The sequence below is a fragment of the bacterium genome (assembly GCA_019637795.1).
In the GTDB taxonomy this organism is placed as follows: domain Bacteria; phylum Desulfobacterota; class Binatia; order HRBIN30; family CADEER01; genus JAHBUY01.
Genome location: JAHBUY010000003.1, coordinates 531,354 through 557,175, shown reverse-complemented (window position 1 = coordinate 557,175; position 25,822 = coordinate 531,354). Strand labels below are relative to the sequence as shown.

Sequence of the window (25,822 nt, the reverse complement as noted above, 5' to 3'; positions counted from 1 at the left end):
GGAGAAACCCGTCCTCGGCCGCGCCGCTCCGCTTCTCCGTTCTCCGTGTGAAGTCTTTTTTGTTCAGTTCTCCGGCACTGGCTGCGCCGCTTCGAACTCGAGGCGGCGGCGTTCCTTCGCCTCCTTCGCTTTGCGGCCGAATTCGATGAGCGGCTCCTCCGGCGCCGGCTGGGCGGGGGCGTAGCCGGGAAGGCTCGGCGCCACCGGTTCGAGCGGGCGGCCGTCGCGCAGGCGGGACGGCTTCTCGGGGTGCAGCGCCAGCAGTTGCGCCTCGGCGGCGTCGGCCCACGGGCCCTCGCGCAGCGGCTCCATCTCCCGGAAACCCTGGTCGCGGATGAAGTTGATGTGCGCCCCCTCGCAGCGATCGGTGACCCGGCAGTCGCGGCAGCGCAGCGACTTGCCGGTGTAGCCGTCGACGACGTGGGCGCGCGCCAGCTCCCGGGTGGCGAGGCGCCCGGTCTCCGGATCGAACATCGTCTGCCGCAGCACCGCCAGGCCCTCGGCCAGCCGCGCTCCCGGCGTCATGCAGGCGGGCAGGCCGCTCACCGGGATGGGCAGCGCCAGTTGCTCGAAGAACCCCTTCGGATGGCGGACGTCGTTGGCGACGGCGTCCTTCATGAGCTCGTAGGTCGGCTGGCGCAGGTGGATGCGGTCGAGCAGCGCCGCGACGCGATCGCGATGCGCCAGCAGCCACGGGCCGGTCGAGACGTTGAGCTCGATCTCGACCCGCACGCCGTCCGGCAGACCGGCGCCGGCGAGCAGCGCGTCGAGATGCGCCGCCTCGCGGGCGACGATGACCAGACGATTGGTCACGACGTCGCGCTCGACCATGCGGGTGATCGTCTGCGGCCTGACGTAGATGCCGATGTCCTGCGCGACCGGCAGGTGTTCGAGGTCGGCGAGGTCGTCGACCTCGAGGCCGACGTGGCGCGAGCCGAAGGGCAGGGTCGCACGGCTCAGCGCCGCGGTGGTCGCCGCGCCGTCCGGCTTGCCGATCCACCAGACGTCCCACGTCGCCTGGTTCTGGCGCGCGATGATGCGGTCGGCGCTGGTGCAGAACGACTCGATGAAACAGTACTGGCAGCGCTCGATGTCGCGGCACTCGAGCGGCGTGCCCTCGTCGAGGTACCTGCGCACCTGGAAGCGGCGCCCGTTCACCTCGTCGAGCATCTTGTGCGGATCCTGGATGAGGTCCTCGAGGCCCTCGAGGAATTCGAGCGGGAAGCGGTTGGTCCAGATCACCACGCCGGGGTGGCGGTTGAGGCGGAACACCTTGTGCAGCCGCGGCAGGTGCTCGATCGGATCGTAGAACAGGTCCTTGCGGTTCTCGAACGCCACGCCCTGCGGGATCACGTGCAGGAGGTCGAACTCGCGCACCCCGACCTGCAGGCAGAGATCGACGATCTGGTCGATGTAGGGGACGTTCTGCTTGTTGATGCAGACGTCGACGTTGACGATGATGCGGCCCTCGCGGATGGCGCGCATCATCCCCTTCATCAGCTTGTGGAAGGCGCCCGGCGTCGCGGTGAGGCGGTCGTGCAGCTCGGGCGTGTGGCCGTGCAGGCTGTAGGTGATCTCGCCCAGGCCGGCCTCGACGGCGGCGTTGTAGAACTCCCGCTTCGACAGCATCACGCCGTTGGTGACGGTCTGGATGCGGCTGTACCCGAGCTCCTTGGCGAAGCGGATGAAGTCGATGAACTTGGGATGGATCGACCCCTCGCCGCCGGAGAGGATCACCTTGTCGGCGTTCAGCTCGGTGCGGCCGCGGATCAGCTCGCGCCGCACCTCGTCCTCGGGCAGGTAGACGCCGCGCGGCGTGTCGGTGTCGAGACAGAAGACGCAGCGGCTGTTGCACGCCGTGACCAGGCGCACCCAGTGCTTGCGGACGTTGGCGACGCGCTCGCGCGCCAACATGCCGTCGGTTAGATGCTGCTGCCCCATCGCTGTGACCTCGCTGTGCTGTGCCATCCGATTGCCAACCCGGGACATCCGGCGATGCCGCACCCTCTTCCGCCCGCCGGGCAGGGCGCGAAGGGGCCCAGCGGATCCGAACCGCCGGGCGCGTACGGCACGCTCTTGCCGAACTGCATCCGCTGCTGTGGCGCCGCCGCCGCGTCGGCGCTGACCGCGTCGGCGGCCAGGCCCGCCGCGGCCGTCAGGCAGCGCGGGAGGACGGCCAGCAGCGCCTGGCGCGTTCTGCCCGCCGGCAGAGCGCGCGCCGCGTCGACGAGCTCGTCGAGCGAGCCGCCGCTCGCGGCCAGCCGGAAGCGCGGCTCGCCCGGCAACTGCCCGTCCGCCCAGGCGGCGGCGTAGGCCGCGACGGGGCTCGCGTCGTGCAGGATGGCGTAGGCGCCGACCCGCAGGTTGGCCTTGGCGCGCAAGCGCTGCGCGGCGCGGATGGTGGCGGCGAAGCCGCCGGCGATGCCGCAGTGGGCGTCGTGCGCGGCCGCATCGGGGCCGTAGAGCGCGACGTCGAAGCGCTGCACGTCGCGCAGCCGGCGGAGGTCGACGTCGCTCCATTCCGCGACCGCGCTCGCCTCGCCCGCCACCTCGACGCGCGGGAACAGCCGCACCGCGTCGTAGAGCAGCTTCGCCGCCTCGGGATGCGCCAGCACGTCGGCGCCGACCACCCGCAGCGCGGTCGGACGATGCCGGGCGGCGGCCACCATGCGGGCGCGCACGGCGCGCGTCGACTCGGGCGCCGCCCCGGCGCCGGCCGGCGCATCGCCGCAGCTCGCGCAGGCGAGGCGCGCCGGCGCTTCCCAGTCGAACACCATCGGCGGCGAGGGCGCGCCCGCGCGCTGCGCCGCGACGCTCTCGGCGATGCGCGCCGCCGTGTCATCGCGGCCGAGGAATTCCTCCCATCCGAAGCGCTGCGTGTAGTCGAGCGGCGCGCCGGCGCAGTACGGGGCGCCGGGACAGCTCGGACAGCCGGGCGCGCCGGCGGCGGGCGCCGCGGGCGTGTCGTCGGCGCCGATCCACCGCTCGCTGCCCGGCGGCGCCAGCAGCGGGCGCAGGCGCGGCGCGGCGCAGAGCGGCAGCTCGCGCAGAACCAGCCGCACGCGCCGCTCCAGGGCGACGGCGGCGGCGTGCTCGAGGGAGGGCTCGAGCAGGGCCAGGCGCGGCGACAGGGTGACGAACTGCGGCCCGGGCGCGTCGGCCTGGGTCAGGCGGCGGACGCTCACCGCGCGCACGCCGAGGCGCGCCAGCACCTCGATGGTCTCGGCGAGGTGGGCCGCGGTCGGCCGCGTCAGCACGACCTCGGCGACCACCGGCAGCTCGCCCTCGACGCAGGCCCGGATGGCGCGGTGCGCGGCCTTCAACGCGCTCGCCTGGCCGACCAGCCAGTCGTGCGCGTCCTGGCGCGCGCAGTGGAAGGGGATGTGGACGCGGCGTACGCCGGCGGCGCGCAGGCGCGGCACCGTCGCCGCGGAGAGGGACTGGCCGGAGGTCCAGAGGTCGACGCCATCGGCGCGCAGCGCCGCCGTCGCGGCCAGCAGCTCCCAGATGTCCGCGCGTCCGAGAGGATCGCCGCCCAGCAACACCAGCGTGCCCGGCTGCGCGCTGCTCGCCTGCGCCGCGGCGAGCACCTCGCTGGCGGGTCGCTCATCGACGGCACGATCGACGCGCCAGGGCAGCGTGCCCTCGCGGCGGATGAGCGCCAGCAGGAGATCGATGCGCGGTGTGCGCCCGGCGGCGCGCGCGCGGAGCGGGCTCTCGTCGGGCCTACGCATCAGATAGCAGCCGGCCGCGCCTCAGGAATTGGCAAGTCACAGACGTTCGTCGCACGCGCGTCAGTCGATTCTGGTCGTTTGCGGATTCTGTCCCGTCGGCGAAGCCCCGAACGGCCGGCGCCGATGTCCGCCCGGCTGTCGCAGTCGCTCGCCGCCCCCCGGATCCCGAAGACCCGGGTACCACAGCAGAAATCGAGACGCCACCTTATTTTCGGCGCCGTCGACGGCGCCGCGCGTCGACGGCGCGCCGGTCTCGTCGGCGGCGCGCGATGCGGGCGCAGCGCCGCCGCGTCGCGCTCGTCCGCCCGCGGCGCCGAGGGGCGGCGGTTCCGTCGGAGGGTCGCTCCGCGGCGTGCAGTTTTTCCGCGCCTCCGTCGATTTCTTATTTACTATCCGTCTGTCGCCGTGGTAGCGCCGGCAACGGGGACCAAGGTCATCATTTTCAGGGGGGAGAGCATGCTGTCGCGGCGCGCGTTCGTCGGCAGGCTGGCCGCGGGAGCGGCCGTGGCCGGCGCGGTAACGACCATGGGGAGCCGGGCGCAGGGGCGCGCGGTGGCGGAGCCGGCGAGCGGCGCGCCGACCGCGGGCGCGCGGCCCGGCCGGACGCGCTGGCGCACGGCGCCAGCGCCGGCGCCGAGCGCGGCGGCCGCGGTGGCGGGCACGGGACCGACGGCGGCGGCGCCGTGGGGGCTGCTGGCGCCGCTGACGGCGGGCGCGGCGGTGGGCGAGGGCTGGCAGGTGGCGGAGCTGGGGCCGGTGCAGGCGGGAGCGAGCGTGCTGACGCTGGCGCACGCCAGCGGGCGGACGCGGCGGATCCACCTGTGCCGCAACGGCGGCGCGCCGGTGGGGCTGGTGCACACCGGGGCGGTGGACCTGGTGGTGATGAACGGCGGCGCCGGCGAGGAGCCGACCGAGGAGAGTTTGGCGCAGGCGGTGGCGACGGTGGCGCACGCGGTGGCGCGCAACGAAGCGGCGGCGGACGTGGCCGCGGTGGGATTGCTGGCGCACGCGGAGCGCCTGGAACGGTTTGGCGCCAGCGCGCAGTTGCGCTGAGGGCGCGGCGGCGAGCGAGCGAGGGGAGAGGCGAGCGATGAGCGAGAAGAAGAACGGGCTACCCGCGTTGCGGAAGACGCCGCTGGACTTTCTCAGTCAGGAGGAGGCGCGGCAGGCGGTCAAGCCGGTGACGGCGGTGGACGCCGGGGAGGCGGCGGCGGCGGTGCGGCAGGAGCCGCACAACGAGAAGCTGCTGCTGGCGCAGCACATGTCGCACGCCTCGCACGGCAGCCACGGCAGTCATGGGTCGCACGGCAGCCACGGCTCGCACGGCAGTCACGGCAGCCATGGCAGCCACGGCAGCCACGGTTCGCACGGCAGTCACGGATCACACGGCAGTCACGGCTCGCACGGGTCGTGGTGAGGAGGCGACATGGGAGCGCGCTCGGTGTGTAGGCAAGCGATCCTCCTCGGGTGGAGCGCCGCGATGGCGGTGGCGGCCATGGTGGTGGCCCGGCCGGCGACGGCGGTGGTGCTGACCGGTGGACCGGTCTACACGCTGCCCGGCGGCGGCACTTGCACGGTGGTGAACGTTCCGAGCCGCGGCACGGGCGCGACGGTGACCTGTACGGGGGTGAACCTCGGCGTCCATTCGCGGGTGTACTTCGGGTTGCGGGTGGACCAGTCGGTGAACGGGAACACGATGACCGGGGCGGCGCCGGCGGCGGCGAACCGGTTCACGTACTCGACGACGTCGGGGAGCACGATCACGTACACGGGGACGACGTCGGTGACCTCGCTGTCGGGGCTGGGGGCGCCGAGCGTGACCAACACGCTGAACGTGACGCTGATCGGCGGCGGCTCGGCGACGATCGTGGCCACCGGAGGCAATCCGGCGGACAGCGGCACCAACGGCGACATTCAGCGGCTGTTCCGGTTGGACAGCGGTTCGAGCTTCACCTTCGATGTGGACGTTCTGGCCAATGCGACGGGCATCGGCTCGGGGCAGGCGTGTCCGGCGGTGTACGACCCGGCGCACGCCAGCGCCGGCACCAACGGCGACATCAGCCGGGTGGACGTGGCGTTCTACTACTCGGACTGCGGCGACGGGGTGGTCGACACGTCGATCGAGCAGTGCGATCTGGGCGTCGACAACGGCAGCGCGACGTCGTGCTGCACGGCGAGCTGCCAGTACCGCGTCTCGGGCCAGGTCTGCCGCACGGCGGCGGGGGTGTGTGACATCGCGGACACCTGCACGGGGTCGAGCGCGACCTGCCCGGCGGACGCCAAGAGCACGGCGCTGTGCCGCGGCTCGGCCGGCGTCTGCGACGTGGCGGAGTTCTGCGACGGCAGCAACAACAACTGCCCGGCGGACGCGAAGAGCACGGCGCTGTGCCGCGGCTCGGCGGGCGTCTGCGACGTGGCGGAGTTCTGCGACGGGTCGAACAACGACTGCCCGAACGATGGGAAGAGCACGGCGCAGTGCCGGGCCTCGGGCGGGGTGTGCGACTTGGCGGAGTTCTGCGACGGGTCGAACAACAACTGCCCGAACGATGCGAAGAGCACGGCGCAGTGCCGGGCCTCGGGCGGGGTGTGCGACATCGCGGAGTTCTGCGACGGGTCGAACAACAACTGCCCGACGGACGCCTTCGTGAGCGCCGGCACCGAGTGCCGGGCGTCGGGCGGGATCTGCGACGTGGCGGAGACCTGCACGGGGTCGAGCCCGACCTGCCCGACGGACGGCAAGAGCACGGCGCAGTGCCGGGCGTCGGCCGGGGTGTGCGACGTGGCGGAGTTCTGCGACGGGTCGAGCAACAACTGTCCGGCGGACGGCAAGAGCACGGCGGTGTGCCGGGCCTCGGCCGGCGCCTGCGATCTGGCGGAGAGCTGCGACGGGGTCGGCAATGACTGTCCGACCGACCTCAAGAGCACGGCGACCTGCCGCGCTGCCGGCGGCGTCTGCGACCTCGCCGAGGTCTGCGACGGCGTCGGCGACAACTGCCCGGCCGACGCCAAGAGCACGGCCGAGTGCCGCGCCTCGGGCGGCGTCTGCGACGTGGCGGAATTCTGCGACGGATCGAACAACAACTGTCCGGCGGACGGCAAGAGCACGGCGCAGTGCCGCGCCTCGGCGGGCGTCTGCGACGTGGCGGAGTTCTGCGACGGATCGAACAACAACTGTCCGGCGGACGGCAAGAGCACGGCGCAGTGCCGCGCCTCTGGCGGCGTCTGTGACGTGGCGGAGTTCTGCGACGGCTCCAACAACGACTGTCCGAACGACGCGAAGAGCACGGCGCAGTGCCGCGGCTCGGCCGGCGTCTGCGACGTGGTGGAGGTGTGCGACGGCGCCAACAACGACTGCCCGGCGGATGCCAAGAGCACCTCGACCTGCCGTGCCGCGGCTGGCGCCTGCGACCTCGCCGACGTGTGCGACGGCGTCGGCAACGACTGTCCGGCGGACGGCAAGAGCACGGCGCAGTGCCGGGCGTCGGCCGGGGTGTGCGACGTGGCGGAGTTCTGCGACGGATCGAACAACAACTGTCCGGCTGACGGCAAGAGCACGGCCGAGTGCCGCGCCTCGGGCGGGATCTGCGACGTGGCGGAGTTCTGCGACGGGTCGAACAACGACTGTCCGAACGATGCCAAGAGCACGGCGCAGTGCCGCGCTTCGGGCGGGGTCTGCGACGTCGTCGAAGTCTGCGACGGCGTCAACAACGCCTGCCCCGCCGACGACGTGCTGCCGAATGGCACCACCTGCCGCGCCTCGGTGGGCGTGTGCGACACGACCGAGGTTTGCGACGGCGTCGGCAAGAACTGCCCGGCGGACGCCAAGAGCACGGCCGAGTGCCGGGCCGCCGGCGGCCTCTGCGACGTCGCCGAGACCTGCGACGGCGTCAACAACGACTGCCCGGCGGACATCAAGAAGACGTCCCAATGCCGCGCGTCGGCTGGCGTCTGCGACCTCGCGGAATTCTGCGACGGCGTCAACAACAACTGTCCGGCGGATGCCAAGAGCACGGCGCAGTGCCGCGCCTCGGCCGGGGCGTGCGACGTGGCGGAGATGTGCGATGGCGTCGGCAACGCCTGTCCGGCGGACGCCAAGAGCACGGCGACCTGCCGCGGCGCGGCGGGCGCCTGTGACATCGCCGAGGTGTGTGACGGGCTGAGCGACACGTGTCCGGCGGACGTGAAGAGCACGGCGGAGTGCCGGGCGTCGGGCGGGGTGTGCGACATCGCGGAGTTCTGCGATGGGTCGAGTGACGCCTGCCCGGCGGACGCGAAGAGCACGGCGGAGTGCCGGGCGTCGGGCGGGGTGTGCGACGTGGCGGAGTTCTGCGATGGCGCCAACAACGCCTGCCCGAGCGATGCGAAGAGCACGGCGCAGTGCCGGGCGTCGGGCGGGGTCTGCGATCTCGCCGAAACGTGTGATGGGCTGACCAACGACTGCCCGGCGGACGCCAAGAGCACGGCGACCTGCCGCGCTGCCGCCGCGTTCTGCGACGTCGCCGAGACCTGCGACGGCGCGACGGACGACTGCCCGGCCGACCAGGTGCTGCCGAACGGGACGACCTGCCGGGCGTCGGCGGGGATCTGCGACGTGAGCGAGACGTGCGACGGGGTGGACGTGGACTGCCCGGCGGACGGGTACGCGTCGGCGGGGACGGAGTGCCGGGCGGCGGCGGGGGTGTGCGACGTGGCGGAGACGTGCACGGGGAGCGGGGTGGACTGCCCGAGCGATGGGTACGAGCCGGCGAGCACGGTGTGCCGGGCGGCGAGCCCGGGCGAGGTGTGTGACATCGAGGAGTACTGTCCGGGGACGGGGGTGGACTGCCCGGCGGACGCGGTGGAGCCGGCGAGCACGCTGTGCCGGGCGTCGACGGTGGGCGAGGTGTGCGACATTCCGGACTACTGCGACGGGACCAACAAGACCTGTCCGCCGGATGCGGTGGAGCCGAGCAGCACGGTGTGCCGGGCGGGGACGGTGGGCGAGGTGTGCGACGTGACCGAGACGTGCGACGGGGTGAATCGGACCTGTCCGGCGGACCAGGTGCTGCCGAGCGGGACGCCGTGTCGGGCGTCGGCGGGGGTGTGTGACGCCACCGAGGTGTGCGACGGGGCGGGCAAGACGTGCCCGGCGGACGCGAAGAGCACGGCGGTGTGCCGAGCGGCGGCGGGGGTGTGCGACGTGGCGGAGGTGTGCGACGGGGTGGGCAACGACTGCCCGGGCAACGCCTACGTGAGCGACGGCACCAACTGCGACGACAGCAGCTTCTGCAACGGGGTGCAGACCTGCAGTGGCGGGGTGTGCGGGGGGGGGAGCAGCCCGTGCGGGATGGGGCAGAGCTGCGATGAGGCGAGCGACCTGTGCTTCACCGGCAGTTGCCCGACGAGCCAGGCGACGTGCCGGACGGCGACCAAGAACAAGGTGCTGATCAAGAACAAGAGCGACGACGGGAAGGACAAGCTGATCTGGAAGTGGACCAAGGGGGCGGCGACGACGCAGGCGGAGTTTGGCAATCCGACGACGACGGCGGAGTACGCGCTGTGCTTCTACGCGGGCGGGGCGTTGCTGCAGCAGGCGGCGGTGCCGCCGAGCGCGAGCAAGTGGGCGGCGATTGGCGACAAGGGGTACAAGTACAAGGACGGCGCGGGGGCGGCGGACGGGATCACCAAGATCATCGTCAAGGGCGGCGCGACGGGGAAGAGCAAGGCGCTGGTGAAGGGGAAGGGGGCGGGGCTGCCGGACTTCGACAGCAACCTGCCGATCCCCAATGGGAACCTGCCGTTGGTGGTGCAGTTGCGCGACAATGCCAGCGGGGTGTGCTGGGAGGGGGCGTTCGCGACGCCGAAGAAGAACCAGCTCGACCAGTTCAGCGCCAAGACCCCCTGAGCGCGCTCGGAGCGGCCTGATCCGACGCCCCGGTGTGCCCCGCGCACACCGGGGCGTCGCCGCTTCTGCCTCTGGAGGCTTCCTCTCCCGGGGCCGGCGCCCGACGCCGGAAGCGGGCGGATGATCGTCGCGCGCGGCCCGTGGCACGAGCGCGAGATCTCGCGGGCGGGACGGCGACGCGCATCCTGGGGCGACGGCAGTGCCATCAGGCCGCTTTCCTACTTGCTTTTTAGTCGAAGCGTCTGCGAAGGGTGATTCACATCATCACTTGAGCTGTCGAGCGGCTCGGGAGGCCCGTCGGACGACGGGAGAGGGGGACAGGATGGGCGCGCCAGTACGGGGGAGCGTGCGTGGACCGGCACTGCGAGTGTCCGCGCAGAGGAACGGCGATCTGGTTCGAGCAGACGTCGCTGTCGAGTCGACGTGGTCGTCCGCTGGACGCGCCATCGTCGTGATGGTCGCGTTCGCGGCGATGCTCGCCGGTGCCGCCGGCGCGACGACGATCGGGCCCGACACGTTCGGGTTCACGGCGACCAACGCCGCGCCCTTCTCCTTCGAGGACATCTCGGGCACCGGCACGCGCGTCCTGGCCAGTAGCGACGACGATTTCGTCGCCGTCCCGATCGGCTTCACCTTCAACTTCTACGGCGCGAGCTACACGTCGCTGTACGCCTCCTCCAACGGCCTGATCACCTTTGGCGCGGGCAACATCTCGTTTGCCAACGACAACCTGACCACGGCGGCTGCACCGACGCAGGCTCCTCCCAACGACCTGCCGCTGATCGCGCCGCTCTGGGACGATTGGTACAACGGCGGCACCGGTGCCGACGCCGTCTACTACGAGACGTTGGGCAGCGCCCCGTCGCGGCGCCTGGTGATCCAATGGCACATCACCGCCGGCTGTTGCGCAGCGAACCCTCCCGCCGCGGACTTCATCACGTTCGAGGCCATTCTCTACGAGGGCTCGGGCAAGATCCTCGTGCAGTACCTCGATGCGACGACGACCAATTCCTACAGCCACGGCGCCAGCGCGACCGTCGGCATCCGCGACGTGGGCGGCCAGTCGAATGGGCGCAACCTGCAGTGGTCCCTCAATTCCAACGTCATCAACGACGGGACGACCGTGCTGTTCGAGCCCAACTGCGGCAACGGTGCCGTCGACGGTGGCGAGCAGTGCGACGAGGGGGTCGGCAACGGCACTGCCACCTCGTGCTGCACGGCCGGCTGTCAGTTCCGCAGTGCCGGCGAGACCTGCCGGGCTTCGCTCGGCGTCTGCGATCTCACCGAGACCTGCACCGGCTCGAGCGGGGCGTGTCCGGCGGACGGCAAGAGCACGGCGGTGTGCCGGGCGTCGGCGGGGGCGTGCGATCTGGCGGAGAGCTGCGACGGGGTGGGCAACGACTGCCCGGTCGATGGCAAGAGCACGGCGGTGTGCCGCGCCGCGGGCGGGGAGTGCGACATCGCCGAGGTGTGCGACGGGCTGAGCGACACCTGCCCGGCGGACGCCAAGAGCACGGCGGAGTGCCGGGCGTCGGGCGGGGTGTGCGACATCGCGGAGGTGTGCGATGGCGTGACCGACGCCTGCCCGAGCGATGCGAAGAGCACGGCGGAGTGCCGGGCGTCGGGCGGGGTGTGCGACATCGCGGAGTTCTGCGACGGCGCGAACAACGCCTGCCCGAGCGATGCGAAGAGCACGGCGCAGTGCCGGGCGTCGGCCGGGGTCTGCGACCTCGCGGAGCTCTGCGATGGCGCCAACAACGCCTGCCCGAACGACGCGAAGAGCACGGCGCAGTGCCGGGCGTCGGCGGGAGTGTGCGACGTGGCGGAAGTGTGCGACGGCGCCGCCGACGACTGTCCGGGGGATGCGGTGCTGCCGAACGGGACGACCTGCCGGGCGTCGGCGGGGATCTGCGACGTGAGCGAGACGTGCGACGGGGTGGATGTGGACTGCCCGGCGGACGGATACGCGTCGGCGGGGACGGAGTGCCGGGCGGCGGCGGGGGTGTGCGACGTGGCGGAGACGTGCACGGGGAGCGGGGTGGACTGCCCGAGCGATGGAATTACGAGCTCCGGCGGCCTGGTGTGCCAGGCGCGACCAGGCGGGTGTGACATCGAGTACTGTCAGGGACGAAGTGGACTGCCCGGCGGACGCGGTGGAGCCGGCGAGCACGCTGTGCCGGGGCGTCGACGGTGGGCGAGGTGTGCGACATTCGGACTACTGCGACAGGACCAACAAGACCTGTCCGCCGGATGCAGGTGGAGCCGAGCAGCGGTGTGCCAGGCGGGGACGGTGGGCGAGGTGTGCGACGTGACCGAGACGTGCGACGGGGGTGAATCGGACCTGTCCGGCAGACCAGAGTGCTGCCGAGCAGGACGCCGTGTCGGGCGTCAGCGGGGGTGTGTGACGCCACCGAGGTGTGCGACGGGGCGGGCAAGACGTGCCCGGCAGACGCAAAGAGCACGGCGGTGTGAAGCAACGGCAAGGAGTGCGACGTGGCGGAAGTGTGCGACAGGGTAGGCAACGACTGCCGGGCAACGTGAGCGACGGCACCAACTGCGACGACAGCAGCTTCTGCAGCAGGGTGCAGACCTGCAGTGGCGGGGTGTGCGGGGAGCAGCCGTGCGGGATGGGGCAGAGCTACGTGAGGCAGGCGACCTGTGCTTCTGCCGGCAGTTGCCCGACGAGTGAGCATTGCGTGCCGGACAGCGACCAGAACAAGGTGCTGATCAGAACAAGAGCGACGACGGGAAGGACCAGCTGGTCTGGAAGTGGACCAAGGGGGCGGCGACGACGCAGGCGGAGTTTGGCAATCCGACGACGACGACGAACGCGCGCTGTGCTTCTACGCGGGCGGGGGCGTTGCTGCAACAGGCGGCGGTGCCGCGAGCGCGAGCAAGTGGGCGGCGATTGGCGACAAAGAATTACAAGTACAAGGACGGCGCGGGGGCGGCGGACGGGATCACCAAGATCATCGTCAAGGGCGGCGCGACGGGGAAGAGCAAGGCGCTGGTGAAGGGGAAGGGGGCGGGGCTGCCGGACTTCGACAGCAACCTGCCGATCCCCAATGGGAACCTGCCGTTGGTGGTGCAGTTGCGCGACAATGCCAGCGGGGTGTGCTGGGAGGGGGCGTTCGCGACGCCGAAGAAGAACCAGCTCGACCAGTTCAGCGCCAAGACCCCCTGAGCGCGCTCGGAGCGACCTGATCCGACGCCCCGGTGTGCCCCGCGCACACCGGGGCGTCGCCGCTTCCGGCCTTCAAGGCGGTCGCCTACGATTCTCTCTTTACTGTTCGTCTGCGTCCGTGGTAGCGGCCGAGAGGGGACTGTCGTCACAACGTGACAAGGGGGGAGAGCATGCTGTCGCGACGCGCGTTCGTCGGCAGGCTGGCCGCGGGAGCGGCCGTGGCCGGCGCGGTAACGACCATGACCAGGCGCTCAGGGACTGGTGAGAACCGGCGAAGCAACGCGACCGCGGGCGCAGCCCAGGCGGACGCCGGCGGCGGCCGAGCGCGCCGGCACCGCGCGAAGCCGCGGTGGCTGGGCACAGGACCGACGACGGCGGCAATGGGGGCTGCTGGCGCCGCTGGCGGCGGGCGCGGCGGTGGGCGAGGGCTGGCAGGTGGCGGAGCTGGGGCCGGTGCAGGCGGGAGCGAGCGTGCTGACGCTGGCGCACGCCAGCGGGCGGACGCGGCGGATCCACCTGTGCCGCAACGGCGGCGCGCCGGTGGGGCTGGTGCACACCGGGGCGGTGGACCTGGTGGTGATGAACGGCGGCGCCGGCGAGGAGCCGACCGAGGAGAGTTTGGCGCAGGCGGTGGCGACGGTGGCGCACGCGGTGGCGCGCAACGAAGCGGCGGCGGACGTGGCCGCGGTGGGATTGCTGGCGCACGCGGAGCGCCTGGAACGGTTTGGCGCCAGCGCGCAGTTGCGCTGAGGGCGCGGCAGCGAGCGGCGAAGGGAGAGGGCGAGCGATGAGCGAGAGAGAACGGAGCTACCCGCGTTGCGGAAGACGCCGCTGGACTTTCTCAGTCCAGGGAGGAGGCGCGGCAGGCGGTCAAGCCGGTGACGGCGGTGGACGCAGGCGGCGGCAGCAGTGCGGCGCGAGCCACGCAACGGCTACTGCTGGCTGGCACATGTCGCACGCCGCACGGCAGCCCGGCAGCCATGGGTCGCACGGCAGCCACGGCTCGCACAGCAGTCACGAGTAACAATGGCAGCCACGGCAGCCACGGTTCGCACGGCGGTCACGGATCACACGGCAGTCACGGCTCGCACGGGTCGTGGTGAGGGCGACATGGGGCGCGCTCGGTGTGTAGGCAAGCGATCCTCCTCGGGTGGGCGCCGCGATGGCGGTGGCGGCCATGGTGGTGGCGCCCGGCGGCGGCTGGCGATGGTGCTGACCGGTGGACCGGTCTACACGCTGCCCGGCGGCGGCGCGCACGGTGAGCAACGAGACGACGCGCAGCACAGGCGCGACAGTGACCTGTACAGAGGAGTGAACCTCGGCGTCCATTCGCGGGTGTACTTCGGGTTGCGGGTGGACCAGTCGGTGAACAGGGCACGATGACCGGGGGCGGCGCCGGCGGCGCGAACCGGTTCACATACTCGACGACGTCGGGAGCACGATCACGTACACAGGGACGACGTCGGTGACCTCGCTGTCCGGGGCTGGGGCGCCGAGCGTGACCAACACGCTGAACGTGACGCTGATCGGCGGCGGCGGCGACGATCGTGGCCACCGGGGCAATCCGGCGGACAGCGGCACCAACGGCGACATTCAGCAGCTGTTCAGGTTGGACAACAGCCGACTTCTCACCTTCGACGTGGACATTCTGGCGAGCGCGACGGGGATCGGCTCCGGGGCAGGCGTATCCGGCGGTGTACGACCCGGCGCGCCAGCGCCGGCACCAACGGCGACATCCAGCCGGGTGGACGTGGCATTCTACTCGGACTGCGGCGACGGGGTGGTGACACGTCGATCGAGCAGTGCGATCTGGGCATCGACAACGGCAGCGCGACGTCGTGCTGCACGGCGAGCACGCCGAATGCGCGCCTCCGGGCCAGGTCTGCCGCACGGCGGGGTATGTGACATCGCGGACACCTGCGCGGGTCGAGCGCGACTGCCCGGCGGACGCCAAGAGCAGCATGTGCCGCAGCTCCGGCCGCCGTCTGCGACGTGGCGGAGTTCTGCGACAACGCTGCTGCTGCCGGCGGACGCGAAACACGGCCTGTGCCGCCAGCTCGGCGGGCGTCTGCGACGTGGCGGAGTTCTGCGACAGGTCGAACAACGACTGCTTGAACGATGGGAAGAGCACGGCGCAGTGCCGGGCCTCAGGCGAATTAATGCGACTTGGCAGGTTCTGCGACGGGTCGAACAACAACTGCGAACGATGCAAAGGCACGGCGCAGTGCCGGGCCTCAGGCGGGGTGTGCGACATCGCGGGTTCTGCGACGGGTCAGACAACAACTGCCGGCGGACGCCTTCGTGAAGGCGCCGGCGCGAGTGCCGGGCCTCAGGTGGGGTCTGCGACGTGGCGGAGACCTGCGGTCGAGCCCGACCTGCCCGACGGACGGCAAGAGCACGGCGCAGTGCCGGGCGTCGGCCGGGGTGTGCGACGTGGCGGAGTTCTGCGACGGGTCGAGCAACAACTGTCCGGCGGACGGCAAGAGCACGGCGGTGTGCCGGGCCTCGGCCGGCGCCTGCGACCTGGCGGAGAGCTGCGACGGGGTCGGCAACGACTGCCCGACCGACCTCAAGAGCACGGCGACCTGCCGCGCTGCCGGCGGCGTCTGCGACCTCGCCGAGGTCTGCGACGGCGTCGGCGATACGTGTCCGGCCGACGCGTTCGTGAACGCCGGCACCGAGTGCCGCGCTTCGGGCGGTGTCTGCGACGTGGCCGAGAGCTGTACCGGTTCGGGCCCGGCGTGTCCGGCGGATGACAAGAAGACGTCCCAGTGTCGCGCGTCTGTCGGCGTCTGCGACGTGGCGGAATTCTGCGACGGCATCAACGACAACTGTCCGGCGGACGGCAAGAGCACGGCGGTGTGCCGGGCGTCGGCGGGGGCGTGCGATCTGGCGGAGAGCTGCGACGGGGTGGGCAACGACTGCCCGGTCGATGGCAAGAGCACGGCGGTGTGCCGCGCCGCGGGCGGGGAGTGCGACATCGCCGAGGTGTGCGACGGGCTGAGCGACACCTGCCCGGCGGACGCCAAGAGCACGGCGGAGTGCCGGGCGTCGGGCGGGGTGTGCGACATCGCGGAGGTGTGCGATGGCGTGACCGACGCCTGCCGAGCGATGCGAAGCGGCGGATGCCGGGCGTCGGGCGAAGTAATGCGACATCGCGGAGTTCTGCGACGGCGCGAACAACGCCTGCCCGAAGCGATGCGAAGAGCACGGCGCAGTGCCGGGCGTCGGCCGGAAGTCTGCGACCTCGCGGAGGTGCGATGGCATAACAGCGCCTGCGAACGACGCGAAGAGCACGGCGCAGTGCCGGGCGTCGGCGGGAAGTGTGCGACGTGGCGGAAGTGTGCGACGGCGCCGCCGACGACTGTCCGGGGATGCGGTGCTGCCGAACGGGACGACCTGCCGGGCGTCGGCGGGGATCTGCGGCAATGAGCGAGACGATGCGGCAGGGTGGATGTGGACTGCCCGGCGGACGGATACGCGTCGGCAGGGGACCGTGCAGGCAGCAGCGGGAAGTGTGCGACGTGGCGGGGCGTGCTGAGGCAGAGGGTGGACTGCCGAAGCAGTAGGTACGAGCCGGCGAGCCTGAGTGTGCCAGGCGGGCGAGCCAGGAGCAAAAAGATGTCTTGACATCGAGGAGTACTGTCCGGGGACAGGGGAGTGGATTGCCCGGCAGACGCGGTAGACCAGCAGAAGCTCTGTTGTGCCGGGCGTCGACGGTGGGCGGGTGTGCGACATTCCGGACTACCGACGGGACCAACAAGACCTGTCCGCCGATGCGGTGGAGCCAAGCAACCTGGTGTGCCAGGCGGGGCGGTGGGCGAGTTGTGCGACGTGACCGAGACGTGCGACGGGGTGAATCGGACCTGTCCGGCAGACCAAGTGCTACCGAGCGAGACACGCGCCGTGTCAGGCGATCAGCGAGGTGTGTGACGCCACCGAGGTGTGCGACGGGGCGAACAAGACGTGCCCGGCGGACGCGAAGAGCACGGCGGTGTGCCGAGCGGCGGCGAGGAGGTGTGCGACGTGGCGGAAGGTGTGCGACAGGGTGGGCAACGACTGCCGGGCAACGCCTACGTGAGCGACGGCGCAAGGCGACAGCAGCTTCTGCAGCAGGGTGCAGACCTGCAGTGGCGGGGTGTGCGGGGGGAGCAGCCCGTGCGGGATGGGGCGGGCTGCGATGAGGGCGAGCGACCTGTGCTTCACCGGCAGTTGCCCGACGAGCCAGGCGCTGACGATGCCGGACGGCGACCAAGAACAAGGTGCTGATCAAGAACAAGAGCGACGACGGGGAAGGACAAGCTGATCTGGAAGTGGACCAAGGGCGGCGGCGACGCAGGCGGGACTGGCAATCTGACGACGACGGCGGAGTACGCGCTGTGCTTCTACGCGGGCGGGGCGTTGCTGCAGCAGGCGGCGGTGCCGCCGAGCGCAGCAAGTGGGCGGCGATTGGCGACAAGGGCTGTACAAATGCAAAAAGGACGGCGCGGGGGCGGCGGACGGGATCCTGAATCATCGTCAAGGGCGGCGCGACGGGAAGAGCAAGGCGCTGGTGAAGGGGAAGGGGGCGGGGCTGCCGGACTTCGACAGCAACCTGCCGATCCCCAATGGGAACCTGCCGTTGGTGGTGCAGTTGCGCGACAATGCCAGCGGGGTGTGCTGGGAGGGGGCGTTCGCGACGCCGAAGAAGAACCAGCTCGACCAGTTCAGCGCCAAGACCCCCTGAGCGCGCTCGGAGCGACCTGATCCGACGCCCCGGTGTGCCCCGCGCACACCGGGGCGTCGCCGCTTCTGCGACCGGTGGACAGCGTCCTTCGGGCGAGCGGCGGTCTCCTGTCTCCCTCAACTGGCGTGCGTCGGCAGTCGCAGCGCGCGACTCCCACGCGCTTCCGGAATCCAGCCGGTGATGGCGGCCTGCTTCACCCGGCAGCGCCTGGTGCCGACACGCGAGCGTTGGGCCTGCTCAGTACGGGGAGATCCCATTTTCGCTTTCGCGGTCCCGTCTTCGATTCTCTCTTTACTGTTCGTCTGCGTCCGTGGTAGCGGCTCGATAGGCTCGTCCGTGACAAGGGGGGACAACATGCTGTCGCGACGCGCGTTCGTGGGTCGGCTGGCCGCCGGAGCGGCCGTGGCCGGCGCGGTGACAACAGTGGGAAGCCGGGCGCCAGCGGGCGCGACGATGCGGCTCGACGGCGGCGCAATGCCGGACCCTGTCGCGGCACGCATCGCGAGCGCGCCGAGCACCGCGTCGGGATCCTGCGGCGCGCCGGCGCCGAGCGCGGCGGCCGCGGTGGCGGGCACGGGACCGACGGCGGCGGCGCCGTGGGGGCTGCTGGCGCCGCTGGCGGCGGGCGCGGCGGTGGGCGAGGGCTGGCAGGTGGCGGAGCTGGGGCCGGTGCAGGCGGGAGCAGCGAGCGATGCTGACGCTGGCGCCAGCAGGCAGCCGCGGCGGATCCACCTGTGCCCTGCTGGCAACGCCGGTGAGCTGAAGTGCACACCAGGGCGGTGGACCTGGTGGTGATGAACGGCAGCGCCGGCGAAGGGAACCGACCGAAGAAGTTGGCGCAGGCGGTGGCGACGGTGGCGCACGCGGTGGCGCGCAACGAAGCGGCGGCGGACGGCCGCGGTGGGATGCTGGCGCACGCGGAGCGCCTGGAACAGTTTGGCACTCCAGCGCAGTTACGCTGAGGCCTGGCAGCAGCGAGGCGAGGAGAAGGCAGGCGATGGCAGAAGAAGAACGGACTACCCGCGTTGCGGAAAGACGCCGCTGGACTTTCTCAGTCAGGAGGAGCGCGGCAGGCGGTCAAGCGGTGACGGCAGTGGACACTCAGGGAAGGCGGCAACGGCAATGCGGCAGGAGCCACGCAACAAGAAAGCTGCTGCTGGCGCAACACATCTGTCGCACGCCTCGGATTGGCAGTGGCAGCCATGGGTCGCACGGCAGTCACGGCTCGCACGGCAGTCACGGTAGCCATGGCAGCCACGGCAGCCACGGTTCGCACGGCAGTCACGGATCACACGGCAGTCACGGCTCGCACGGGTCGTGGTGAGGAGGCGACATGGGAGCGCGCTCGGTGTGTAGGCAAGCGATCCTCCTCGGGTGGAGCGCCGCGATGGCGGTGGCGGCCATGGTGGTGGCCCGGCCGGCGACGGCCCTCGTCATCACCGGTGGACCGGTCTACTCGCTGCCCGGCGGTGGTAGCTGCACGGTGGTGAACGTTCCGAGCCGCGGCACGGGCGCGACGGTGACCTGCACCGGCGTCAACCTGACTGCGCACTCGCGGGTGTACTTCGGGTTGCGGGTGGACCAGTCGGTGAACGGGAACACGATGACCGGGGCGGCGCCGGCGGCGGCGAACCGGTTCACGTACTCGACGACGTCGGGGAGCACGATCACGTACACGGGGACGACGTCGGTGACCTCGCTGTCGGGGCTGGGGGCGCCGAGCGTGACCAACACGCTGAACGTGACGCTGATCGGCGGCGGCTCGGCGACGATCGTGGCCACCGGAGGCAATCCGGCGGACAGCGGCACCAACGGCGACATTCAGCGGCTGTTCCGGTTGGACAGCGGTTCGAGCTTCACCTTCGATGTGGACGTTCTGGCCAATGCGACGGGCATCGGCTCGGGGCAGGCGTGTCCGGCGGTGTACGACCCGGCGCACGCCAGCGCCGGCGACGGCGGCGACATCAGCCGCGTCAACGTGGCGTTCTACTACTCGGACTGCGGCGACGGCGTCACCGACAGCCCGGCCGAGCAGTGCGATCTGGGCGTCAACAACGGCAGCTCGACGTCCTGCTGCACCTCGGCCTGCCAGTTCCGCGCCGCCGGTCTGATCTGCCGTGTGGCGGCCGGCGTCTGCGACCTCGCGGACACCTGCACGGGGTCGAGCGCGGCCTGCCCGGCGGACGCCAAGAGCACCGCGCTCTGCCGCGGCTCGGCGGGTGTCTGCGACACGGCCGAATTCTGCAATGGCGTGAGCAACAATTGCCCGGCCGACACCAAGAGCACGGCGGTGTGCCGCGCGTCCGCCGGCGCCTGCGATCTGGCGGATGTCTGCGACGGCGTCGGCAACGACTGCCCGGCCGACATCAAGAGCACCAGCGTCTGTCGCGCGGCGGGCGGCGTCTGCGACGTCGCCGAAGTCTGCGACGGTGTCAGCGACACCTGCCCGGCCGACGCGAAGACCACCGTCCAGTGCCGCGCCGCGGCGTCGTTCTGCGACGTCGCCGAGTTCTGCGACGGCGTCAACAACGCGTGTCCGAGTGATGACTTCCTGCCCAGCAGTACCGAGTGCCGCGCCGCCGCCGGCGTCTGCGACATCGCGGAGAACTGCACCGGCTCGAGCGCTTTCTGTCCGGCGGACGCGAAGAGCACCGCGCAATGCCGAGCGACAGCGGGCGTCTGCGACGTCGCCGAAACCTGCGACGGCGTCGGCAACGACTGTCCCGCCGATGCCAAGAGCACCGCGCAGTGCCGCGCGGCGGCCGACGTGTGCGACACGGCGGAGCAGTGCGATGGTGTCGCCGACGACTGCCCGACCGACGTGAAGCAGCCGTCCGGCACCATGTGCCGCGCTTCGGCTGGCGTCTGCGATCTGGCGGAAACCTGCGACGGCGCCAGCGACGCCTGTCCGGTCGATGCCTTTGCCTCACCGAGCACGCAGTGCCGCGGCGTCGCCGACGTGTGCGACGTCGCCGAGTTCTGCACCGGCTCCGGGGTCGACTGTCCCACCGACGGGTTCGCCCCCAACACCGTCGTCTGCCGCGCCGCGACGCCGGGCGAGGTCTGCGACGTCGACGAGATGTGCACCGGCAGCAGCGCCGCGTGTCCGCCAAACGGCGGTCTCCCGGATGGGACGCCGTGCGACGACACCACCTTCTGCAACGGCGTGCAGACCTGCTCCGGCAACGTCTGTGGCGGAGGCAGCAATCCCTGCTCGCTGGGCGAGAGCTGCGACGAAGCGACGGACTCCTGCTTCCTCGGCAGTTGCCCGCCGAACGCGGTGGCCTGCCGGCCGTCGGACAAGAACAAGATCCTGATCAAGAACAAGAGCGACGACACCAAGGACAAGTTGATCTGGAAGTGGGCGAAGGGTGCCGATTCGACCCAGGCGGACTTCGCCGATCCGAAGAGCGGCGCGGAGTATGCGCTGTGCTTCTACGCCGGTCCCTCGGCTGCGTTGCTGAAGCAGATCGGCGTGCCGCCGAGCGCTTCGAAGTGGTCGTCGGTGGGCTCGAGCGGCTACAAGTACAATGACGTCGCCGGCACCGCTGGCGGGATCACCAAGATCCTCGTCAAGGGCGGCATCTTCGGCAAGAGCAAGGCCATGGTGAAGGGCAAGGGGAGCGCGCTGCCGGACTTCGACGGCAACCTGCCGATCCCGTTGGCCGATCTGCCCCTGATCGTGCAACTGCGAAACAATCAGACCGGTCTGTGCTGGGAGGGCGAATTCCCCTTGCCGAAGAAGAACAGCAGCGGCCAGTTCAGCGCCACTTCGCCCTGATCGTGTCCGCTCATGGCAGGAGCACGGCGTTGCGCGCCATGCAGAGCGATTCTTCTGGGGGCGCCCTTGCGATTTTTCTTTACGATTGGTGTCGGCACGTGATAGCGGCTTCTTGGGATCATTGCCGGACCTGACATTAGTCACTGTCGGACCTGACAAGGGGGGAAATATGCTGTCGCGACGCGCGTTCGTCGGCAGGCTGGCCGCGGGAGCGGCCGTGGCCGGCGCGGTAACGACCATGGGGAGCCGGGCGCAGGGGCGCGCGGTGGCGGAGCCGGCGAGCAGCGCCGACCGCAGGCGCGGCCCAGGCCGGACGCCGGCGGCACGGCGCCGAGCGCGCCCGGCGCCGCGCGGCGGCGGTGGCGGGCACGGGACCGACGGCGGCGGCGCCGTGGGGGCTGCTGGCGCCGCTGGCGGCGGGCGCGGCGGTGGGCGAGGGCTGGCAGGTGGCGGAGCTGGGGCCGGTGCAGGCGGGAGCGAGCGTGCTGACGCTGGCGCACGCCAGCGGGCGGACGCGGCGGATCCACCTGTGCCGCAACGGCGGCGCGCCGGTGGGGCTGGTGCACACCGGGGCGGTGGACCTGGTGGTGATGAACGGCGGCGCCGGCGAGGAGCCGACCGAGGAGAGTTTGGCGCAGGCGGTGGCGACGGTGGCGCACGCGGTGGCGCGCAACGAAGCGGCGGCGGACGTGGCCGCGGTGGGATTGCTGGCGCACGCGGAGCGCCTGGAACGGTTTGGCGCCAGCGCGCAGTTGCGCTGAGGGCGCGGCGGCGAGCGAGCGAGGGGAGAGGCGAGCGATGAGCGAGAAGAAGAACGGGCTACCCGCGTTGCGGAAGACGCCGCTGGACTTTCTCAGTCAGGAGGAGGCGCGGCAGGCGGTCAAGCCGGTGACGGCGGTGGACGCCGGGGAGGCGGCGGCGGCGGTGCGGCAGGAGCCGCACAACGAGAAGCTGCTGCTGGCGCAGCACATGTCGCACGCCTCGCACGGCAGCCACGGCAGCCATGGGTCGCACGGCAGCCACGGCTCGCACGGCAGTCACGGTAGCCATGGCAGCCACGGCAGCCACGGTTCGCACGGCAGTCACGGATCACACGGCAGTCACGGCTCGCACGGGTCGTGGTGAGGAGGCGACATGGGAGCGCGCTCGGTGTGTAGGCAAGCGATCCTCCTCGGGTGGAGCGCCGCGATGGCGGTGGCGGCCATGGTGGTGGCCCGGCCGGCGACGGCGGTGGTGCTGACCGGTGGACCGGTCTACACGCTGCCCGGCGGCGGCACTTGCACGGTGAGCAACGAGACGACGCGCGGCACGGGCGCGACGGTGACCTGTACGGGGGTGAACCTCGGCGTCCATTCGCGGGTGTACTTCGGGTTGCGGGTGGACCAGTCGGTGAACGGGAACACGATGACCGGGGCGGCGCCGGCGGCGGCGAACCGGTTCACGTACTCGACGACGTCGGGGAGCACGATCACGTACACGGGGACGACGTCGGTGACCTCGCTGTCGGGGCTGGGGGCGCCGAGCGTGACCAACACGCTGAACGTGACGCTGATCGGCGGCGGCACGGCGACGATCGTGGCCACCGGGGGCAATCCGGCGGACAGCGGCACCAACGGCGACATTCAGCGGCTGTTCCGGTTGGACAGCGGCTCGAGCTTCACGTTCGACGTGGACATTCTGGCGAGCGCGACCGGGATCGGCTCGGGGCAGGCGTGTCCGGCGGTGTACGACCCGGCGCACGCCAGCGCCGGCACCAACGGCGACATCAGCCGGGTGGACGTGGCGTTCTACTACTCGGACTGCGGCGACGGGGTGGTCGACACGTCGATCGAGCAGTGCGATCTGGGCGTCGACAACGGCAGCGCGACGTCGTGCTGCACGGCGAGCTGCCAGTACCGCGCCTCGGGCCAGGTCTGCCGCACGGCAGCGGGGGTGTGTGACATCGCGGACACCTGCACGGGGTCGAGCGCGACCTGCCCGGCGGACGCCAAGAGCACGGCGCTGTGCCGCGGCTCGGCCGGCGTCTGCGACGTGGCGGAGTTCTGCGACGGTGCCGGGGTGGACTGCCCGGCGGACGCGTTCGCTTCCGCCAGCACCGTCTGCCGCGCCTCCGGCGGCGCCTGCGACATCACCGAGTTCTGCCCTGGAACCGGTCCGAACTGTCCGGCGGACGCCAAGAGCACGGCGCAGTGCCGGGCCTCGGGCGGTGTCTGCGACATCGCGGAGACCTGCGATGGCGTGAACGACGCCTGTCCGGCGGACGCGAAGAGCACGGCGCAGTGTCGGGCCTCGGGCGGGGTGTGCGACATCGCCGAGTTCTGCGACGGCGTCGCCAACAACTGCCCGGCGGACGCCAAGAGCACGGCCCTCTGCCGCGGTGCTGCCGGCGTCTGCGACGTCGCGGATTTCTGCGACGGCGCCAACAACAACTGTCCGGCTGATGCCAAGAGCACGGCCGTCTGCCGCGCCGCCGTAGATGCCTGCGATGTGGCGGAAGTGTGCGACGGAGTCGGCAACGATTGCGCTGCTGATTCGATCGCGACGGCTGGCACCGAGTGCCGCGCCGCCGCCGGCGGCTGTGACATCGCCGAAACCTGCGACGGAGTGTCCACTGCCTGTCCGGCCGATGTCATCAAGACGGCCGGCACGGAATGTCGCGCGGTTGCCGGGGTCTGCGACATCGCCGAATCCTGCGATGGCGTGAGCACCGACTGCCCGACCGATGACTTCGAGCCGGCGACCACGGTCTGCCGCGCCTCCAGCCCGGGCGAGGTCTGCGACATCCCAGAGACCTGCACCGGAACCGGCGCCGCCTGCCCGGCGGACGCCGTGGAGCCAAGCACGACCGTTTGCCGCGGCTCTGCTGGTGTCTGCGACATCGTGGAAACCTGCGACGGTACCAACAAGACCTGTCCGGCGGATGCCGTCGAGCCGAACAGCACGGTGTGTCGTGCCACCAGCTCGGGTGAGACCTGCGACATCGCCGAGACCTGCGACGGCACCAACGTCAACTGCCCGACCGATGCGGTACTCCCCAACGGGACGGTCTGCCGCGCCTCGGTGGGCGTCTGCGACGCGACCGAAGTCTGCGACGGTTCGTCCAAGCTCTGCCCGAGCGACGCCAAGAGCACGGCGGTGTGCCGTGCCGCGGCCGGTGCCTGCGACGTGACCGAGGTCTGCGACGGGTTGAACGATGACTGCCCGGCGAATGCGCTGCAGCCGGACGGCACGAACTGCGACGACAGCAGCTTCTGCAACGGCGTTCAGACGTGCACCGCCGGCGTCTGCGGCGGCGGCAGCTCGCCCTGCGGGATGGGCGAGAACTGCGACGAGGCAACCGACCTCTGCTTCAGCGGCAGTTGCCCGGTCAGCGCCACTACCTGCCGGACCGCTCAGAAGAACAAGGTCCTGATCAAGAACAAGGCGGACAACACCAAGGACAAGCTGATCTTCAAGTGGACCAAGGGCGCTGCTACCACGCAGGCGGAGTTCGCGGATCCCACGACCACGGCGGAGTATGCTCTCTGCTTCTATGCCGGGACCTCGGCGGCTCTGATCCAGCAGGTCAGCGTGCCGGCGAGCGCCACCAAGTGGTCGCTGATCAGCAACAAGGGGTACAAGTACAAGGACAGCACCGGGGCCGAGGACGGAATCACCAAGATCATCGTCAAGGGCGGCGCGGCCGGGAAGAGCAAGGCGCTCGTGAAGGGCAAGGGCACGAACCTGCCGGACTTCGACAGCGACCTGCCGATCGCCGGCGGCAACCTGCCGCTGATCGTCCAGTTGCGCGACAATGCCACTGGCATCTGTTGGGGAGCGCCTTTCGGGGCTCCGAAGAAGAACACGGCCGATCAGTTCAACGCCAAGACGCCCTGATCGCGGGGTAACCTGACCTGACCCGACGCCCCGGTGTGGTGACACACCGGGGCGTCGCTGCTTCCAGTACCGGGCGCGCGGCGGGCTTCCGCCCCTACCCGGCGCGCGCCCTCCATCCCCCATCACCGCGCCATCGTGGAGATGCGCCGCTGTTGCCGCGGGCCTGGCTGCCTCGGTTCGCGATTCGTTGACCCCGACGCGTCGCGATCCTAGAGTCCGCGGCGTCCATGCAGGATCGTCCAACCGCCTCCGAGCTGCTCGACGCGGTCCGCGGTTTCGTCGAACGCGATGTCGTCCCGGCCCTCGACGGGACCGCGAAGTTCCACGCCCGCGTCGCCGCCAACGTCCTGGCGATCGTCGCCCGCGAGCTCGCGCTGGAGGATGGGCACGTCGAGGCCGAATGGCTCCGCCTCGACGACGTGCTGGAGCCCGCGATCCTTCCAGCCGATCCCGCCGAGCGCCGCGCCGCGCTGCGGGCGCGCACCGAAACGCTGTGCGCGCGCATCCGCGATGGCGATGCCGACGCCGATCCGTTCCGCGCCGCGGTGCTCGCGCATCTCACCGCGACCGTGCGCGAGAAGTTGGCCATCGCCAACCCGAAGCTCCTGTCGCGCTGAGACCGTCGCACGGTCCGCGC

Annotated in this window: 20 protein-coding genes; 17 read left to right on the top strand and 3 right to left on the bottom strand. The window is 71.2% G+C overall.

Annotation, left to right across the window (positions count from 1 at the left end; genetic code table 11):
- Nucleotides 1–63: 63 nt before the first annotated feature.
- Together KF840_12375 and KF840_12370 are read right to left on the bottom strand one after the other, a co-directional pair.
- The gene (locus tag KF840_12375) at nucleotides 64–1,941 is read right to left on the bottom strand and encodes a radical SAM protein (GenBank protein ID MBX3025694.1); all 1,878 of its coding nucleotides are present in this window, start codon (nucleotides 1,939–1,941) and stop codon (nucleotides 64–66) included.
- The gene (locus KF840_12370) at nucleotides 1,923–3,734 is read right to left on the bottom strand and encodes a hypothetical protein (GenBank protein MBX3025693.1); all 1,812 of its coding nucleotides are present in this window, start codon (nucleotides 3,732–3,734) and stop codon (nucleotides 1,923–1,925) included. Before KF840_12370 ends, KF840_12375 begins: the two co-directional genes overlap by 19 nt.
- Before the next feature lie 504 nt (nucleotides 3,735–4,238).
- Here KF840_12370 and KF840_12365 point away from each other — a divergent pair.
- The 8 genes from KF840_12365 (at nucleotide 4,239) to KF840_12330 (ending at nucleotide 16,234) form a co-directional block, all read left to right on the top strand.
- Entirely contained in the window at nucleotides 4,239–4,787 is a 549-nt protein-coding gene (locus KF840_12365) for a hypothetical protein (protein ID MBX3025692.1), read from the top strand.
- 37 nt (nucleotides 4,788–4,824) lie between these two features.
- Nucleotides 4,825–5,151, top strand: coding sequence for a His-Xaa-Ser repeat protein HxsA4 (gene hxsA4 / locus KF840_12360; protein MBX3025691.1), 327 nt, complete (start codon nucleotides 4,825–4,827; stop codon nucleotides 5,149–5,151).
- 24 nt (nucleotides 5,152–5,175) lie between these two features.
- The gene (locus tag KF840_12355; protein ID MBX3025690.1) at nucleotides 5,176–9,618 is read left to right on the top strand and encodes a hypothetical protein; all 4,443 of its coding nucleotides are present in this window, start codon (nucleotides 5,176–5,178) and stop codon (nucleotides 9,616–9,618) included.
- A 454-nt stretch (nucleotides 9,619–10,072) separates the two neighbouring features.
- The gene (locus tag KF840_12350) at nucleotides 10,073–12,136 is read left to right on the top strand and encodes a hypothetical protein (protein ID MBX3025689.1); all 2,064 of its coding nucleotides are present in this window, start codon (nucleotides 10,073–10,075) and stop codon (nucleotides 12,134–12,136) included.
- Nucleotides 12,137–12,526: 390 nt separating this feature from the next.
- On the top strand, nucleotides 12,527–12,802 hold the full coding sequence (locus tag KF840_12345) for a hypothetical protein (GenBank protein ID MBX3025688.1): 276 nt from the start codon (nucleotides 12,527–12,529) through the stop codon (nucleotides 12,800–12,802).
- Nucleotides 12,803–13,063: 261 nt separating this feature from the next.
- Nucleotides 13,064–13,552: a hypothetical protein gene (locus KF840_12340; GenBank protein ID MBX3025687.1), complete on the top strand. Its 489-nt coding sequence runs from the start codon at nucleotides 13,064–13,066 to the stop codon at nucleotides 13,550–13,552.
- Between the two features lie 128 nt (nucleotides 13,553–13,680).
- The gene (locus tag KF840_12335) at nucleotides 13,681–13,905 is read left to right on the top strand and encodes a hypothetical protein (protein ID MBX3025686.1); all 225 of its coding nucleotides are present in this window, start codon (nucleotides 13,681–13,683) and stop codon (nucleotides 13,903–13,905) included.
- A gap of 1,216 nt (nucleotides 13,906–15,121) precedes the next feature.
- Nucleotides 15,122–16,234, top strand: a complete 1,113-nt coding sequence (locus tag KF840_12330) for a hypothetical protein (GenBank protein MBX3025685.1) — start codon at nucleotides 15,122–15,124, stop codon at nucleotides 16,232–16,234.
- A 477-nt stretch (nucleotides 16,235–16,711) separates the two neighbouring features.
- On the opposite strand, the gene KF840_12325 is transcribed toward KF840_12330, so the two are convergent.
- A complete protein-coding gene (locus tag KF840_12325; GenBank protein MBX3025684.1) occupies nucleotides 16,712–17,008 on the bottom strand; it encodes a hypothetical protein in 297 nt (98 codons plus the stop codon).
- A 346-nt stretch (nucleotides 17,009–17,354) separates the two neighbouring features.
- On the opposite strand from KF840_12325, the gene KF840_12320 reads away from it, so the two are divergent.
- The 9 genes from KF840_12320 to KF840_12280 all read left to right on the top strand — a co-directional run bounded on the left by KF840_12320 (nucleotide 17,355) and on the right by KF840_12280 (nucleotide 25,802).
- Complete coding sequence (locus tag KF840_12320) at nucleotides 17,355–17,528, top strand: hypothetical protein (GenBank protein ID MBX3025683.1); 174 nt, start codon at nucleotides 17,355–17,357, stop codon at nucleotides 17,526–17,528.
- A 474-nt stretch (nucleotides 17,529–18,002) separates the two neighbouring features.
- The gene (locus KF840_12315; GenBank protein MBX3025682.1) at nucleotides 18,003–18,323 is read left to right on the top strand and encodes a hypothetical protein; all 321 of its coding nucleotides are present in this window, start codon (nucleotides 18,003–18,005) and stop codon (nucleotides 18,321–18,323) included.
- Nucleotides 18,293–18,490: a hypothetical protein gene (locus KF840_12310; protein MBX3025681.1), complete on the top strand. Its 198-nt coding sequence runs from the start codon at nucleotides 18,293–18,295 to the stop codon at nucleotides 18,488–18,490. Before KF840_12315 ends, KF840_12310 begins: the two co-directional genes overlap by 31 nt.
- Before the next feature lie 35 nt (nucleotides 18,491–18,525).
- Complete coding sequence (gene hxsA4 / locus KF840_12305) at nucleotides 18,526–18,852, top strand: His-Xaa-Ser repeat protein HxsA4 (GenBank protein ID MBX3025680.1); 327 nt, start codon at nucleotides 18,526–18,528, stop codon at nucleotides 18,850–18,852.
- 24 nt (nucleotides 18,853–18,876) lie between these two features.
- A complete protein-coding gene (locus tag KF840_12300; GenBank protein MBX3025679.1) occupies nucleotides 18,877–21,309 on the top strand; it encodes a hypothetical protein in 2,433 nt (810 codons plus the stop codon).
- 359 nt (nucleotides 21,310–21,668) lie between these two features.
- Entirely contained in the window at nucleotides 21,669–22,070 is a 402-nt protein-coding gene (locus KF840_12295; protein MBX3025678.1) for a hypothetical protein, read from the top strand.
- A gap of 37 nt (nucleotides 22,071–22,107) precedes the next feature.
- Nucleotides 22,108–22,434, top strand: coding sequence for a His-Xaa-Ser repeat protein HxsA4 (hxsA4, locus tag KF840_12290; protein MBX3025677.1), 327 nt, complete (start codon nucleotides 22,108–22,110; stop codon nucleotides 22,432–22,434).
- A 24-nt stretch (nucleotides 22,435–22,458) separates the two neighbouring features.
- Nucleotides 22,459–25,185 carry a hypothetical protein gene (locus KF840_12285; GenBank protein ID MBX3025676.1) on the top strand — a complete coding sequence of 909 codons (2,727 nt, stop codon included), beginning with the start codon at nucleotides 22,459–22,461 and terminating at the stop codon, nucleotides 25,183–25,185.
- Between the two features lie 227 nt (nucleotides 25,186–25,412).
- On the top strand, nucleotides 25,413–25,802 hold the full coding sequence (locus KF840_12280; GenBank protein ID MBX3025675.1) for a hypothetical protein: 390 nt from the start codon (nucleotides 25,413–25,415) through the stop codon (nucleotides 25,800–25,802).
- Nucleotides 25,803–25,822: the final 20 nt, after the last annotated feature.

Bases quoted from the DNA above. Each gene is read 5' to 3' on its own strand.
- KF840_12370 (MBX3025693.1), bottom strand. From the start codon at position 3,734: ATGCGTAGGCCCGACGAGAGCCCGCTCCGCGCGCGCGCCGCCGGGCGC.
- hxsA4 (MBX3025680.1), top strand. From the start codon at position 18,526: ATGGCAGAAGAAGAACGGACTACCCGCGTTGCGGAAAGACGCCGCTGG.
- KF840_12315 (MBX3025682.1), top strand. From the start codon at position 18,003: ATGCCGGACCCTGTCGCGGCACGCATCGCGAGCGCGCCGAGCACCGCG.
- hxsA4 (MBX3025691.1), top strand. From the start codon at position 4,825: ATGAGCGAGAAGAAGAACGGGCTACCCGCGTTGCGGAAGACGCCGCTG.
- KF840_12280 (MBX3025675.1), top strand. From the start codon at position 25,413: ATGCAGGATCGTCCAACCGCCTCCGAGCTGCTCGACGCGGTCCGCGGT.
- hxsA4 (MBX3025677.1), top strand. From the start codon at position 22,108: ATGAGCGAGAAGAAGAACGGGCTACCCGCGTTGCGGAAGACGCCGCTG.
- KF840_12375 (MBX3025694.1), bottom strand. From the start codon at position 1,941: ATGGGGCAGCAGCATCTAACCGACGGCATGTTGGCGCGCGAGCGCGTC.
- KF840_12350 (MBX3025689.1), top strand. From the start codon at position 10,073: ATGGTCGCGTTCGCGGCGATGCTCGCCGGTGCCGCCGGCGCGACGACG.